This is a genomic window from Cryobacterium sp. LW097 (genome assembly GCF_002205495.2).
GTDB lineage: Bacteria > Actinomycetota > Actinomycetes > Actinomycetales > Microbacteriaceae > Cryobacterium > Cryobacterium zongtaii.
The window spans coordinates 1874148-1888525 of sequence record NZ_CP021992.1 but is presented as its reverse complement, the minus strand read 5'-3'; the positions used below and the strand labels follow the sequence as shown (position 1 = coordinate 1888525).

Annotated in this window: 12 protein-coding genes; 5 read left to right on the top strand and 7 right to left on the bottom strand. The window is 68.2% G+C overall.

Annotated features, from left to right (window positions below; all coding sequences use genetic code 11):
• Positions 1 to 20: 20 nt before the first annotated feature.
• Positions 21 to 1106 carry a glycosyltransferase family 1 protein gene (locus B7495_RS08690; RefSeq protein WP_088457998.1) on the top strand — a complete coding sequence of 362 codons (1086 nt, stop codon included), beginning with the start codon at positions 21 to 23 and terminating at the stop codon, positions 1104 to 1106.
• Between the two features lie 58 nt (positions 1107 to 1164).
• Here the strand turns inward: B7495_RS08690 and B7495_RS08685 are convergent, their stop codons facing one another.
• The 3 genes from B7495_RS08685 to B7495_RS08675 all read right to left on the bottom strand — a co-directional run bounded on the left by B7495_RS08685 (position 1165) and on the right by B7495_RS08675 (position 3730).
• Positions 1165 to 1734: a histidine phosphatase family protein gene (locus tag B7495_RS08685; protein WP_240632462.1), complete on the bottom strand. Its 570-nt coding sequence runs from the start codon at positions 1732 to 1734 to the stop codon at positions 1165 to 1167.
• A gap of 44 nt (positions 1735 to 1778) precedes the next feature.
• Positions 1779 to 2771, bottom strand: coding sequence for an IS481 family transposase (locus B7495_RS08680; protein WP_088456221.1), 993 nt, complete (start codon positions 2769 to 2771; stop codon positions 1779 to 1781).
• 104 nt (positions 2772 to 2875) lie between these two features.
• The gene (locus B7495_RS08675; RefSeq protein WP_088456220.1) at positions 2876 to 3730 is read right to left on the bottom strand and encodes a Sir2 family NAD-dependent protein deacetylase; all 855 of its coding nucleotides are present in this window, start codon (positions 3728 to 3730) and stop codon (positions 2876 to 2878) included.
• Positions 3731 to 3892: 162 nt separating this feature from the next.
• Here B7495_RS08675 and B7495_RS08670 point away from each other — a divergent pair, with 162 nt between their 5' ends.
• Positions 3893 to 4696 (top strand): RNA methyltransferase, encoded by an 804-nt coding sequence (locus B7495_RS08670; RefSeq protein ID WP_088456219.1) that lies wholly within the window; start codon positions 3893 to 3895, stop codon positions 4694 to 4696.
• Between the two features lie 63 nt (positions 4697 to 4759).
• Positions 4760 to 5983 (top strand): D-alanyl-D-alanine carboxypeptidase family protein, encoded by a 1224-nt coding sequence (locus B7495_RS08665; protein ID WP_088456218.1) that lies wholly within the window; start codon positions 4760 to 4762, stop codon positions 5981 to 5983.
• Here B7495_RS08665 and B7495_RS08660 read toward each other — a convergent pair.
• A complete protein-coding gene (locus B7495_RS08660) occupies positions 5980 to 6807 on the bottom strand; it encodes an SGNH/GDSL hydrolase family protein (RefSeq protein ID WP_088456217.1) in 828 nt (275 codons plus the stop codon). The genes B7495_RS08665 and B7495_RS08660 overlap by 4 nt on opposite strands.
• 182 nt (positions 6808 to 6989) lie before the next feature.
• On the opposite strand from B7495_RS08660, the gene B7495_RS08655 reads away from it, so the two are divergent.
• On the top strand, positions 6990 to 8801 hold the full coding sequence (locus tag B7495_RS08655; RefSeq protein WP_088457996.1) for a DEAD/DEAH box helicase: 1812 nt from the start codon (positions 6990 to 6992) through the stop codon (positions 8799 to 8801).
• Between the two features lie 122 nt (positions 8802 to 8923).
• On the top strand, positions 8924 to 9403 hold the full coding sequence (locus B7495_RS08650; RefSeq protein ID WP_066595420.1) for an Lrp/AsnC family transcriptional regulator: 480 nt from the start codon (positions 8924 to 8926) through the stop codon (positions 9401 to 9403).
• A gap of 183 nt (positions 9404 to 9586) precedes the next feature.
• Here B7495_RS08650 and B7495_RS08645 read toward each other — a convergent pair whose 3' ends face one another.
• The 3 genes from B7495_RS08645 to B7495_RS08635 form a co-directional block, all read right to left on the bottom strand.
• Positions 9587 to 9790: a cold-shock protein gene (locus B7495_RS08645; protein WP_035840308.1), complete on the bottom strand. Its 204-nt coding sequence runs from the start codon at positions 9788 to 9790 to the stop codon at positions 9587 to 9589.
• Between the two features lie 250 nt (positions 9791 to 10040).
• Positions 10041 to 10880, bottom strand: coding sequence for a DUF3097 domain-containing protein (locus B7495_RS08640; RefSeq protein WP_194087780.1), 840 nt, complete (start codon positions 10878 to 10880; stop codon positions 10041 to 10043).
• A gap of 10 nt (positions 10881 to 10890) precedes the next feature.
• Positions 10891 to 14292, bottom strand: a complete 3402-nt coding sequence (locus B7495_RS08635) for an error-prone DNA polymerase (RefSeq protein WP_088456216.1) — start codon at positions 14290 to 14292, stop codon at positions 10891 to 10893.
• Positions 14293 to 14378: the final 86 nt, after the last annotated feature.

The following is a 14378-nucleotide window of genomic DNA, read 5'->3' as shown; positions in this document are numbered from 1 at the left end:
CGGCCTCGGCCTCTGGCCCCCTGCGGATAGTCTTCGACTGCCGCTACACCCGGATCGACCGGCACGACGGCATCAGCCGGTACACCGCCGGTCTGGTCACCGAACTGGGCCGACTGCATCCGGTGACGATGCTGATCAGCGACCACCGGCAGCTGGCAATGTTGCCGGCGCTGCCGTGGCAACTCGTGCGTTCGCCCACCAGCCTGCTGGAACCGCTGGTGGCCCTGACCGTGAACAGGCTGGCCCCCGACATCGTGTTCAGCCCGATGCAGACAATGGGTTCGTGGGGCAGGCGCTACAAGCTGGTGCTGACCGTGCACGACCTGATCTATTACCGCAATCGCACCCCGCCGCGAGACTTCTCCATCGGTATCCGCCTGCTCTGGCGGCTGTACCACCTGTCCTGGGTGCCCCAACGGATGCTGCTGAACCGGTCCGACGGCGTCGTGACGGTGTCGGAAACCACCGGCGCGCTGATCAACCGCCACCGGCTCACCCGCCGGCCGGTCTCCGTGGTGCCCAACGCGGCCGATTCCGTCGCCGCGGCGGCGGCGCCGAGTGAGCGATCCGGACCGGAGACCACACGCCTGATCTACATGGGTTCGTTCATGCCCTACAAGAACGTGGACACCCTGGTGCGAGCAGCCGCGGCCCTGCCCGGGTATGAGCTGCACCTGCTCAGCCGCGTCGGTGACGCCGAACGCGCCCGGCTGACCGCCCTCGCCCCTCAGGCGACGTTGGTCTTCCACAACGGAGTCAGTGACGAGGAATACGTCTCCCTGCTGTCCAGCGCCACGGCCCTGGTGACGACGTCCCTCGACGAGGGCTTCGGCATCCCCCTGGTCGAGGCGATGAGCCTGGGCATTCCGGTGCTGGTGAGCGATATCCCCATCTTCCGGGAGATCGGCGGCGATGCGGCCGGCTATGTCCCGCCGCTGGACCCGGATGCGCTGGCGGCCGCGGTGCGCGGACTCGAGGCGCCGGGGGAGTGGCTGAGCCGTTCACGGCTCTCCGTGATTCAGGCCGGGCGTTTCACCTGGGCCGAGTCCGCCGAACGGCTGCTCCGGGTGCTGCAGAGCACCCAGGCGGCCTCCCGCCGACGCTGACCGCGGTTTACGGCGCGGTACAGCGCGGTCTCCCAGCGCGGTCTGCCAGCGCGGTCTCTCAGCGCGCCGAAACGACGTCCTCCAGCTGGAGCCGGCCGCTCTCCCACCGGAACTCGTGAATCGAACCGTTCGGGATGAGCTCACCCGCGGCCGGCCTGGTGCCGTCCGTGGCGTAGCGGAGAAGCGTGCCGATCACACCGCCATGGCAGACCACGACCATCTCCCGCCCAGCGTAGGTCAGGGCGATGTCTTCCAACGCCGGCAGCACCCGGTCGAGCACGACCTGGCGGGTTTCGAGTCCCGGCACCGAGGAACCGTCCGGGAACCGCGCCTGGCGTTGGGCAAAGGTCAGCCCCTCGATCTGGCCGTGGTGACGCTCGGTCAGCTCGGGAACAACGAGCGGCGCCGGGAGGTCCAGCTCACCGGCGATGATCCTGGCGCTTTCGTGCGCACGCAGCAGAGGACTGGTCACGACCGCGTCCCAGTGGCGACGGCTCAGTCGCAGACCGGTTTCCGCCGCCTGAGCCCGGCCCGTGGAATTCAGCGGGATGTCGGTGCTGCCCTGAATCCGTCTTTCGAGATTCCAGTCGGTCTGGCCGTGCCTGACAATCGCGAACTTGGTGATCACAACGCTGCCTTCTGCTGGACGGGTGCTGCTCGGCGGCTGGCCGGCTAGATGTACTGCCCAGGCAGGTTAGTTAACCGCGTGATCGGTGGCTTGCCTCCGATGGCGGTGTGGTGCCTGTGGTGATTGTATTCGTGGAGCCATGCTGGCAGTGCTGCTCGGCGGGCTGATTCGCTGTTGTAGTGGCGGGAGAACGCCCAGCCGTCGGCGAGGGTGCGGTGGAAGCGTTCGATCTTCCCGTTGGTCTGTGGCCGGTAGGGGCGGGTCTTCTTGACCTTGATGCCAAGCTCGGCGCAGGTGTCGCGCCAGGCGTGGGATCGGTATGCGGAGCCGTTGTCGGAAAGGACACGTTCGACGGTGACACCGCGCGCTTCGAACCAGGACACGGCTCGTTTCAAGACGCCGACGGCGGTCTCGGCTTTCTCGTCGCCGTGGATCTCGGCATAAGCGACCCGGGAGTGGTCGTCGATCACGGTGTGGACGAACGCTGTTCCCAGAAGCTCGTGGTGATGTCTGTTCCGGGTGGTGCCTGGGGTCGATTGCCGGTTCTTGGCTCCTTGTTGCCGTCCGACATAGCGGTGGCCGCCGCCGTCCGGGATGTTGCCGATCTTCTTCACGTCAACATGGATCATCGCGCCGGGTCTCTCGTGCTCGTAGCGGCGGACCGGCTCGCCGGTACGGACGTCGACATGCCGCAGCCTGTTGAGGCGGCAGCGGGTCAACACCGCGTGAACGGTCGAGGCCGGCATCTCGAGACGGGCGCCGATCCCAACGGGCCCGAGGCGCTTCTTCCAGCGCAGATGCACGACCTTCCGCACCAGCTCCGGGCGAGTCTTTGTGGGGCTGCGGTGCGGGCGCGATGAACGATCCTGCATGCCGTCGCGGCCCATCGCCGCGTACCGGTCGGCCCACCGCTTCGCGGTCGGCCATGACACGTGGAAGAACACCGCTGCATGGGCGACAGGCCAGCCGTCATCGACGACCAGCCTTCCGATCCGCAGACGTTGAACCGGGGTGAGAGCAGCATTAGCGTGAGACACGAGGACCTCCGGACGGGTTGGGGAACTAGACAGCTCCACCCTCCACCGGAGGTCTTCGTCATTTCAAGACGTCACACATCAACCAACGTCCCTGGGCAGTACAGCTAGAGGTCGGTGAGTCTGCTCACCAACCCGGCGAACGTCTCCGACGTGCCTGCCTCCAGTTTAACCAGGGCGCGCCCGTCGCCCTTGGTCGGCCCGCGGTTGATCACCACGATGGGCAGCTTGCGGCGCCTGGCCTGCTCGAGCAGCCGGATCCCCGAATTCACCGCGAGTGAGGAGCCCGCCACGATCAGGGCGTCCGCCGCCCGCACCAACGCGGCCGCCGCGGTGAACTTCCCGGTCGGGACCAGCTCACCGAAGAACACCACATTGGGTTTGAGCAGTCCGCCGCACACCGAGCAGTCCGGCACGATGAAATTGTCGATGTCAACCACGATGGCGTCGCCGTCCGGTGCGATCTCGACCTGGTCAGGGTCCGCCAGCACCGGGTTGTGGGTCTCCAGGCGGGCGGCGATGCTGTCCCGGCCGAAGGCCTGCCCGCAGGAGAGGCAGACGACCAGGTCCATGGATCCGTGCAGGTCGACGACGTGCCGGGACCCGGCTCGGGTGTGCAGGCCGTCGACGTTCTGGGTGATGATGCCGCTGACCAGGCCGGCCGTTTCGAGGGCGACGAGGGACCGGTGCCCCAGATTGGGTTCGGCCGCCCGGAACCGGTGCCAGCCCAGGTGGCTGCCGGCCCAGTACCGCTTGCGCGCCCGTTCGTCGGCGAGGAAGGTCTGGAACGTCATCGGCACTCGCACCGGGGCGCCCGCCCCGCGGTAGTCGGGGATTCCGGAATCGGTGCTCACCCCGGCTCCGGTGAGGACCGCCGTGCGCCGGCCGCGCAGGATTGCGGCCACGGCGTCGAGGTCTTCTCCGGCCGCCGCCGACGTCGTCAGGACAGTCTCGGCCGTCATGATGCTCCATCCTCGTCCGTCGCCGCCGGCCGGGCCCCGGGGGAGCTGGCGTGGCGCCGATGTCCTCTGAGTCTAAACTGGTCAGTTTTCGGCTGTGTTACGGTTCGAGGTTCCGACGCCGGCAGCCGGCATCAGACACCACCCAGAAAGGCGGCGACTTTCGTGCAGATCGTCCCGATTACCGACCTCGATGCGCCCGGCCTCGCCGACTACTCGCGCCTGACCGACGTGGCCCTGCGCCGCGTGTCCGAACCGGCGAACGGCCTGTACATCGCCGAATCGGCCAAGGTCATCGGCCGGGCCCTCGCCGCCGGGCATCGGCCGCGTTCGGTTCTCGTGCAGGAGCAGTGGCTGCCGGATGCCCAGCGTCTGCTGGCGGACTGGCCGGATGTCCCCATCTATGTGGGCTCGGCGGCACTCCTGGAGCAGCTCACCGGCTACAACCTGCACCGTGGCGCCCTGGCGGCCATGCACCGCCCCGACCTGGCGTCGGTGGCCGACATCATCCGCGGTGCCCGGCGCATCGTGATACTCGAGGACATCGTCGACCACACCAATGTCGGCGCGATCTTCAGGTCGGTCGCGGGGCTCGGCGCCGACGCCGTGCTGATCACCCCACGTTGTGCCGACCCGTTGTACCGGCGCAGCGTCAGGGTGAGCATGGGGACCGTGCTGCAGGTGCCCTGGACCCGCCTGCCCGAATGGGACGAGGCCGCGACGGTTCTGCACGAGCACGGCTTCCACCTGGCCGCGCTGGCCCTGGCCGACGATGCCGTCTCCCTGGACGTCTTCGCGAACGACCCGCCGGATCGGGTGGCTCTGATTCTCGGTACCGAGGGCGACGGGCTGAGCCACACCGCGCTGGCCGCGGCAGACACCGTGGTCACGATCCCGATGCTGCACGGAGTGGATTCGCTGAACGTGGCCTCGGCCAGCGCCGTGGCCCTGTGGGCGCTCCGCGCCTAGACGTTTCACTGGCGCGCGGCGACCCTGCCAACCCGGCACGGCAGCCGTGGTTAGAATCATCGAATGTCTAACTCCCGTCGCCAGGTCTACCGCCGTCGGCGTTTCGCCTTCTTCGGCGTGCTCGCCGTCATCCTCGCATTCGGCGCCTACCTCACCAGCACGGGCCTCGCCCCCGTCTCCAGTACGGCCGCGACCCTCACCGAGCCGCCCGCGCTCAGCCAGGCGGCCGTCGAGCCCACCTGGCCCGGCCAGGGGGCCGGCGCCATCGGCGCCGTCGGCTTTGACGGGGTTCTGGGCTCCACCGGTGACCAGGCCTCGATGCCCGTCGCCAGCATCACCAAGATGGTCACCGCACTGGTGATCCTCCAGGCCAAGCCGCTGACCGGCGACGAGCCTGGTCCCGACATCACCTTCACCGACGATGACGTCGACATCTACTACGACGCCATCGCGGAGAACGGCTCGGTGGCGCCCGTCTCAGCCGGTCAGGTGCTCAGCCAGCGCGAAGCCTTCGAAACGATGCTGATCCCATCCGCGAACAACTACAGCGTCTCCCTGGCCGTGTGGGCGTTCGGTTCCGTTGACGCGTACTTGGTCGCCGCGGCGGACTATCTGGCCGCGAACGGCCTGACCGGCACCGTCGTCGCAGACACCAGCGGGATCTCCGCCCAGAGCGTGAGCAGTCCGGCCGATCTGGTGGCCATCGGCAAGCTCGTGATGGCCGATCCCGCTCTGGCGAGCATCGTGGCCATGCCCAGCGCCGTGATCCCGACCGTGGGCACCGTGACCAATACGAACAAGCTGCTCGGCGTCGACGGCGTCGACGGCATCAAGACCGGCACCACGGACGAGGCCGGAGCCTGCCTGCTCTTCGCGGTCGACGTGCCGGTCGGCGACACCTCGGTCACCCTCGTGGGCGTCGTGCTCGGCGGGGACACTCACAGCGAACTCAACGAGAGCATCCTGAGCCTCATCGAGAGCGTGAGCCCCGGATTTCGCACGGTGACGCTGGTCGAGGCCGGCACCCCCTTCGGTACCTACACGACCCCCTGGGGCCAGTCGGCGCAGGCTGTGGCCGAGACGTCCGAGTCCGCCGTGGTGTGGTCGGACACCCCGATCGAGAGCACCGTCGATGTCGCACCGGTGACCCTGGGTGAGAAGGGCGATTCCGTCGGCAGCGTCGACGTGACCGTCGGGACGAACACCGTCTCGGTTCCGCTCGTCCTCGATCAGACCATCACCGATCCGGGGCCGTTCTGGCGTTGGACGAACCCCGGCGAGATCTAACCGATTCCGCGTTCGGGTACGGGTTCGGTTTCCGCCGCCTGGTCGAGTCTGGTCACCGGGTCCGCGTCCGGACGTTTGGGCAGGATGTTGTCTCCCGAGGACTGGTGACGCACCCGGCGCAGCACCCAGGGCACCAGAAACTCCCTCGCCCAGGCGAGGTCTTCGGTGCGCGCCTGGCGCCAGGTGATACCGGGCATCGGCTCCGGCAGCTGCGGCTCGAGCGGATTGACCACGTTGAGCGCGTCCAGCACCATCCTGGCCACCGTGTGATGGCCGAGCGGGTTGAGGTGCAGACGGTCGGGGGCCCACATCCGGGCGTCCTGGATCTCGGTCAGGGACCACATGTCCGCCACGATGGCGTCTCGGGCGGTGGCGATGGCGCGGATGTTCTCGTTGTAGATGGCCACCTTGCCTCGCAGACCCCGCAGCACGGGGGAGAAGCGCACATCGGTTCCGGTGAAGACCACCACCGTGGCGCCCTCGGACCCGAGCACGCTGACCGCGTCGTCGAGCCGCGCCGCGATGGCATCCGGGTCGCTGCCCGGCCGCAGCACGTCGTTGCCGCCGGCAGAGATCGTGACCAGATCAGGGTGCAGGGACAACGCGGGACCCACCTGTTCGGCCAGGACCTGGTTCATCAGCTTGCCGCGGACCGCAAGATTGCCATACGCGAATTCGTCTGAGCCCAGACTGAGCATCTCGGCGACACGATCCGCCCAGCCGCGGTTTCCGCCCGGGCTGGCCGGTTCCGGGTCACCGACACCCTCGGTGAAGGAGTCGCCGAGAGCGACGTAGCGAGACCACGGATGCTGCTGTTTCGACATGCTGTCAGTCTGCACCGTCGGGCAGATGTCGGCGCGAGTTGGTAATCTCTTATGAAGTGACTACTCCACCTGACTTCGGATCCGCTTTCCGGGAACCCTCGCACCGGGAGACCACTGAACCCGGATTGTTCGCCCTGCCTGACCGTGACAGCGTTCTCGCCGACACCGTCGATACCCCGCCCGTGTTCGGGCCGGCTCGAGGGCCTGCCGGCACCAGCGCCGCGGAGCACCTCTCCCCGGCTTTCCCCGAACGGGCCGCCTGGGGCACCGCGAGCAAGCTCCGCGCCTGGCAGGCCGAGGCCCTCGAGGCGTACTTCCAGCACCAGCCCCGCGACTTCCTCGCCGCGGCCACCCCGGGCGCCGGCAAGACCACCTTCGCGCTGCGCCTGGCCGCCGAGCTTCGGGCCCGCCGGGTGATCGACCGCATCACCGTGGTCGCGCCGACCGAGCACCTCAAACGCCAGTGGGCGGACGCGGCCGCCCGCGCCGGTATCCGCCTGGACCCCGGTTTCAAGAACGCCCACGGCCGTTACGGCAGCCATTTCCACGGCATCGCCGTGACCTACGCACAGGTGGCCACCCGCGCGGCGCTGCACCGTGAACTCACCCAGGCCAGCCGCACCCTGGTGATCCTCGACGAGGTGCACCACGGCGGTGACGCGCTGAGTTGGGGCGACGCCATCCGCGAGGCCTTCGACCCGGCCACCCGGCGGCTCTCGCTCACCGGCACCCCGTTCCGCTCGGACACCTCACCCATCCCGTTCGTGACCTACCTGCCTGACAAGCAGGGCATCCGGCTGTCCCAGAGCGACTACAACTACGGCTACGGCAGGGCGCTGGAAGACGGCGTCGTGCGCCCGGTGATGTTCATGGTCTACGCCGGGCACATGAAGTGGCGCACCCGCACCGGCGACGAGATGGAAGCCAAGCTCGGCGAGGGCAATACCAAGGACATCACCTCACAGGCCTGGCGGACCGCGCTGGAACCCAGCGGTCAGTGGATTCCCGCGGTCCTGCGGGCCGCTGACGCTCGCCTCACCGAGGTGCGGCACGGCATCCCGGATGCCGGCGGCCTGGTCATCGCCACGGACCAGACCACGGCACGGGCCTACGCAGCGATCCTCGAGGAGATTTCCGGCGAACCGGCCACCGTGGTGCTCTCCGACGAGAAGGAATCCAGCGACCGGATCGACGAGTTCTCGCACAACACCCGGCGCTGGATGGTTGCGGTGCGGATGGTGTCTGAGGGCGTCGACGTTCCCCGCCTGGCCGTCGGTGTCTATGCGACCAGCGCCTCAACGCCGCTGTTCTTCGCGCAGGCCATCGGCCGGTTCGTGCGCGCCCGACGTCGCGGTGAGACCGCCTCGATCTTCCTGCCCAACGTTCCCGGACTGCTGAGCCTCGCCAATGCGATGGAACTCGAACGCGACCACGCGCTGGATCGCAGCAACCGTGACGACGGCGACGACGGTATGTACAACCCCGAGGACGCCATGGTGGCGGCCGCCAATAAGTCCGACAAGGCCTCGGACGACCTCGGCCAAGAGGAATTCACCTGGCAGGCGCTGGACTCCCAGGCCACCTTCGACATGGTGATGTTCAACGGTGACGAGTTCGGTGAACTCGCCGAACCCGGAACGGACGAGGAGTTCGACTTCATCGGCATCCCCGGGCTGCTCGAGCCCGAGCAGGTCTCCGAACTGCTGCGCCAGCGGCAGCAACGCCAGGCCAAGCGCGGCTCTGAGCGGCGCACAGCGGCCGCCGCGGTCGAGGGGGCACCGGAGGAGCCGATGCCCCTGTATCGCACGCTCAAGGAGCAGCGGGCGCTGCTGGGCAGCCTCGTGGGCATGTGGTCGAAGCTGGCGGGGGAGCCGCACGCGATGGTGCACGCCGAGCTGCGCCGCCTGTGCGGGGGGCCCGCGGTCGCTCAGGCCAGCGTCACCCAGATCCAGAAGCGCATCGACCTGCTCCGCCGCCGCCTCGGCCGCAGCTGACCCGGTCGCAGCTTCACCGGCGTCATCCGCCGGAAACCCCACTGTGACGCAGTTGATGCAGGGGCGGGTGTCGCCGTCGAAGATCGGTCGATAAACTTGCGCTCAAACGAAAGAGAGCGTGTATGGATTCCAAGAAAGCCGACCTGGACCGCGTCGACCGGGCGCTGCTCCGCGCGCTCTCGGTCAACGCTCGCGCGTCCGGCGCCGCGTTGGCCGCCGAGATCGGCGTTGCCGAGTCCACGGTGTCCCTCCGGCTGCGCCGGCTCCAGCAGCTCGGCCACATCCGCGGCTACCGGGCCAATATCGACCTCGCCGCCCTGGGGGCTTCGCTGCAGGCCCTGATTTCGGTGCGGCTGGCGAAGCACGCTCGGGAGCAGATCGATGACTTCCGCAGCGCAGCGCCACACTGGCCGGGCGTGATCGGTTTGTTCCACACCGCCGGCGCCGACGACTACCTGTTGCACGTGGCCGCGGCGGATGCTTCCGACCTGCGCGACTTCGTCCTCGAGCACCTGGCGGAGCATCCGGCGGTGGCGCACACCGAGACCAACCTGATCTTCGAGTACGTCGACGGTGACGGCTGGCAGGACCTGGTCAAGTAGCACGACGGCCCGCTTCGCCGCCCAACCGCACCAACTGTTCCCCGTGCGGACAACTGCACCCGGCACACCGGGCGCACGTGTCCGGATGGGGAACAGTTGTGTTGGGTGTGCGGCTTAAAAAAACAACGCCCCCGCCGAAGCGGGGGCGTTGTTAGCAGCTTTAGAGAGCTGCCGCAGCTCTATTTAGAGGGCGCGGATGTTCTCGGCCTGGGGACCCTTGGGGCCCTGGGTTACCTCGAACTCGACCTTCTGGTTCTCGTCGAGCGACTTGTAGCCGTTCGAAGCGATCGCGGAGTAGTGCGCGAAGACATCGGCGCTTCCGTCGTCGGGAGCGATGAATCCGAAGCCCTTTTCAGCGTTGAACCATTTCACGGTACCTGTTGCCATTATGAAACTCCTCCAGGAGTGTTAGAAAGGCCCCGACTTTCGAGGCCGTTCGTCGCGGTATTCGTCGTCCGCTTCCGAAAGGAATAAGCCCGCACCGACCGGGGTCGATACGTTTTTTAGACGTGCAAGCACTACAACTACTTCGACAACACTAGCCCACATCGCTCGGTCTGCGTGAAGATCTGTGCGAAAAAACGATCAAAGTGTTACGAATTCTGACAGAAATGCTCAAAGTGTGCCGGTGACGGCGCTAATCGACGGTGACGAAATCAATCAGCTGTTCGACCCTGCCCAGCAATGCCGGCTCAAGATCGGCGTAGGTGCGCACCTGGCCCAGGATCCGCTGCCAGGCCCTGGCGATGTCGGCCTGGTCGTCGTGCGGCCAGCCGAGGGCAGCGCAGATGCCGTGCTTCCACTCGATGTTGCGCGGAATCTGAGGCCAGACCGGCAGATTCAGTCGGGCCGGCTTCACCGACTGCCAGACATCCACGTAGGGATGCCCGACCACCAGGACGTGCCGGCCGTGCGGACCGCGGGCGACGGCCTCGGCGATGCGGCTCTCCTTGGATCCGGGTACCAGGTGGTCGACGAGAACACCGACGCGGCGTGTCGGACCCGGCTTGAACTCCGCCAGCAGTTCGGCGAGGTTGTCCACACCCTCGATGTACTCCACGACGACACCCTCGATGCGGAGGTCGGCGCCCCAGACCTTTTCGACGAGCTCGGCGTCGTGGCGGCCTTCCACGAAGATGCGGCTGGCCCTGGCCACCCGCGCCGGCGCATCCGCCACCGCCAGAGACCCGGACGCCGTGCGTCCCCGGCTGGCCGGGGCGGCTGCCCGGGGCGGCACCAGGACGACGGGCTCGCCGTCGACCAGGAATCCACCGCCGAGCGGGAACAGCCGGAGCTTCCCGTGCCGGTCCTCCAGGGTGACGACCTTCTTCTCGACCCTGATCACCGCACCGCAGAACCCGGTGGCGACCTCCTCGACAACCAGGTCCCGCACGGCTTCCTGCTGGGGGACGACACGGCGGCCGGCCTCCCGCCATCCGGCGGCGAGCACGTCATTGGAGTATCGGTCTTCATTCACTGGATCGACGCTAGCGGAAGTCCCGCGACGACGTGTGGGCCGCCACGGTGAGGGGTTCGAATCGATCGGCGATGAGGTTGACGACGCCTTCCGGCGAACGTTCGAGGATGCCGCGGATCATCAGGGCGGGGGATTCCCGGGCGATCCGGCGGAAGTGGGTCCAGACCCCGACGCTCACCACGACGTTGACGTTGCCGGTCTCGTCCTCCAGGTTGATGAAGGTGACACCGTTCGCCGTGGCCGGTCGCTGGCGGTGGGTGACCACACCACCGACCTCGATCCGGCGACCGTTCTCGCTGGTGGCCAGCTGGTTCGCGGCCAGCGCGCCCCTGGCGGCGAGGACCGGCCTGGCGTGTCGGATCGGATGGTCGTCGGTGGAAACCCCGGTGGCCCAGAGGTCGTAGGCCACCTGCTCGACAGGCGTCATCAGGGCCAGGAGGGGTGGTTGCACGGTCTCGAAGGAGCCGCGCAGGTGGGCGTCGGTCTCCTGGGCCGCCTCCCCGGCCGACCACAGGGCCTGTCGGCGTTCGAGGCCCAGCCCGTCGAAGGCTCCGGCGGTGGCCAGGGATTCGAGCTGTTCGGTGTTCAGCCGAGCCCGCCGGGCCAGGTCGTTCATGGACCGGAACGGCCCGAATCTGTCCCGGTCGGCGACGATCCGCTCGGCCACCGCCTGGCCGATGGAGCGCACATCGGCGAGACCGAGCCGCACGGCGAGGGCGCCGTCCCTGCGGTGGCCCCGATCATCCACGGGCAGGGTCCTGTCGTAGTCAGGCACCGCGGGTTGCTCGTGATCCAGACAGCCCGGGCGGCCCGCAGGCTCGCCCGACCCGTCGGCCAGCGCCTCGAGCAACGCGGCGGTGCCGGAGAGCTGGACATCGGGGCGCAAAACCTGCACACCGTGCCTGCGGGCGTCCGCGACCAGGGATTGCGGCGAGTAGAAGCCCATCGGCTGGGCGCGCAACAACGCGGCGAGGAAGGCGCCGGGGTAGTGCAGCTTCAGCCAGGCGCTGGCGTAAACGAGCAGGGCGAAGCTGATCGAGTGGCTCTCGGCGAAGCCGAAGTTGGCGAAGGCCTCGATCTTTTCGTAGATCTCGTCGGCCAGGTCGCCGGTGATGCCGTTGCCGGCCATGCCCTCGTACAGGGTGGCGCGCAGGGAGGAGATCTTCTCGACCCCGCGCTTGGAGCCCATCGCCCGGCGGAGCAGATCGGCGTCCTCGCCGCTGCAGCCGCCCACGGCCATGGCCATCTGCATGAGTTGCTCCTGGAACAGGGGGATGCCCAGGGTGCGTTCGAGCACCGGCTCGAGCTTGGGGTGCAGGTAGCTGACCGGTTCCTGGCCGAGCTTGCGTCGGATGTACGGGTGCACGGCACCGCCCTGGATCGGGCCGGGACGGATGAGCGCGATCTCGACCACAAGGTCGTAGAAGCGGCGCGGTTGCAGGCGCGGCAGGGTCCCCATCTGGGCGCGGCTCTCCACCTGGAAGACACCGATGGAATCGGCGCGGCAGAGCATGTCGTACACCCCGGCTTCCTCCCGAGGGATGCTCCCCAGGCTCCAATCCTCGCCGAGAGCGTCCTTGACCAGGTCGAAGGTGTACTGCAGGGCGGCGAGCATGCCGAGGCCGAGCAGGTCGAACTTGACCAGGCCCATCCAGGCGCAGTCGTCTTTGTCCCACTGCAGAACCGTCCGGTTCTCCTTGCGGGCGTGTTCGATGGGGCAGACCTCGCCGACGGGTCGGTCAGTGAGCACCATGCCGCCGGAGTGGATGCCGAGGTGGCGAGGGAATCCGAGTACCTGAGACGCGAGGTCGGCGACCTGGTCGGGGATGTCGTGATCGGGGCTCGACACCGCTGAACCCCAGCGTTCCACCTGTTTGGACCAGGCATCCTGCTGTCCGGTGCTGTAGCCGAGGGCCTTGGCCATGTCCCGAACCGCGAACTTCGGCCGATAGGTGATCACGTTGGCCACCTGGGCGGCGTTGAGGCGACCGTAGCGTTCGTAGACATACTGGATCACCTCCTCCCGCCGGTCCGAGTCGAAGTCCACGTCGATGTCGGGTTCTTCTTCCCGCAGGCTGGAGAGGAACCTCTCGAAGGGCAGGCGATAGAAGATCGAGTCCACAGCGGTGATGCCGATCACGAAGCAGACCGCCGAATTAGCTGCGGACCCCCGGCCCTGGCAGAGGATGCCCGAACGCCGGGCGAACTGCACGATGTCGTGCACGATCAGGAAATAGCCCGGGAAGTCCTTTGCCTCGATTACGGCGAGCTCCTTCTCGAGGCGCTCACGCACATTCGCGTTGTAGCCGGGGTACGCACGTTCCGCACCGCCCCAGACCAACTGACGCAGCCAGCTCATGGGCGTGTGCCCGTCCGGAACGTGCTGACGGGGGAGCCGGGGCCTGGCCCGGCGCAACGAGAAGGCGAGCTCGTCAGCGAGGGGCACCGTTCGGGCGACAGCCCCCGGATAACGGCTGAATCGGGCGGCCATCTCGGCGCCGCTCCGCAGGTGCTGGGTGGGCGCCGCGGGCAGCCAGCCGTCCATGTCGTCCAGGCTGCGTTGGGCGCGCACGGCGGCCAGCGCGGAGAACAGCCGGAAGTCGGCCGGCTGGGCGTAGTGCACGTTGTTGGTGGCGAGCACGGGTAGGCCTGCCCGTTCGGCCAGTGCGGCCAGCCTGTCGTTGGTCACAGAGTCCTGCGGTCGGCCGTGGTCGACCAGTTCGACGTTCACACTGTCACGGCCGAACAGGGCGATCAGGCGGTCGAGCTCCCGGGCCGCCGCCAGGTCACCATCCTGCTGCATGGCTTGGCGCACCGCGCCGGACCGAGACCCGGTCAGGATGCTCCAGTGCCCGCCGGATGCCTCGGCGAGCTCCTCGAGGTCGTAGACGGGTCGCCCCTTCTCGCCGCCGGCGAGCTGACCGTGGGTGAGCGCCGCCGCCAGCCGGTGATAGCCGTCCTGGCCCCTGGCCAGGACCACGAGGTGGCTTCCCTCTGGGTCTGGCACCCCGTTTTGCCGACGGGTCAGCCCGAGGGACAGTTCTGCCCCGAAGACGGTGCGGACGTCCGGGTAGCTCTCCGCGGTTTCGGCCAGCCGGACCGCCCCGTACAACCCGTCGTGGTCCGTGAGGGCCAGGCCGTGCAGGCCCAACGCACCGGCTTCCTCGAGGAGGTCCTCCGGAGAACTGCCGCCGTCGAGGAAGCTGAAGTTGGAGTGGGCGTGCAGCTCCGCGTAGCCGACGACAGTCTCGGCCGGCGGACGCTGCGGGGTCGGGGCCGCGTAGGGCTGGCGGTGTCTGGACCAGGCCGGGCTGTCGCCGCCGTCGGCCTCGGGGGGCGGGCCGCCGGGGCGCCGGTCGGAGAGCCGGCGCTCCAGTTCCGACCAGGGAATGGGCGGGTTATTGAATCCCATCGGGGTGGCCCGTCCTCTCTGCTCTGCTGGTCGGCCCCGGCCCGGTCATGCCGGGCCTCGTCATACCGGGCCTCGTCATACCGGGC

Coding starts and splice junctions, on each gene's coding strand:
- B7495_RS08645 (WP_035840308.1), bottom strand. CDS start 9,790: ATGGCAACAGGTACCGTGAAATGGTTCAACGCTGAAAAGGGCTTCGGA.
- B7495_RS08650 (WP_066595420.1), top strand. CDS start 8,924: ATGGATTCCAAGAAAGCCGACCTGGACCGCGTCGACCGGGCGCTGCTC.
- B7495_RS08675 (WP_088456220.1), bottom strand. CDS start 3,730: ATGACGGCCGAGACTGTCCTGACGACGTCGGCGGCGGCCGGAGAAGAC.
- B7495_RS08665 (WP_088456218.1), top strand. CDS start 4,760: ATGTCTAACTCCCGTCGCCAGGTCTACCGCCGTCGGCGTTTCGCCTTC.
- B7495_RS08660 (WP_088456217.1), bottom strand. CDS start 6,807: ATGTCGAAACAGCAGCATCCGTGGTCTCGCTACGTCGCTCTCGGCGAC.
- B7495_RS08635 (WP_088456216.1), bottom strand. CDS start 14,292: ATGGGATTCAATAACCCGCCCATTCCCTGGTCGGAACTGGAGCGCCGG.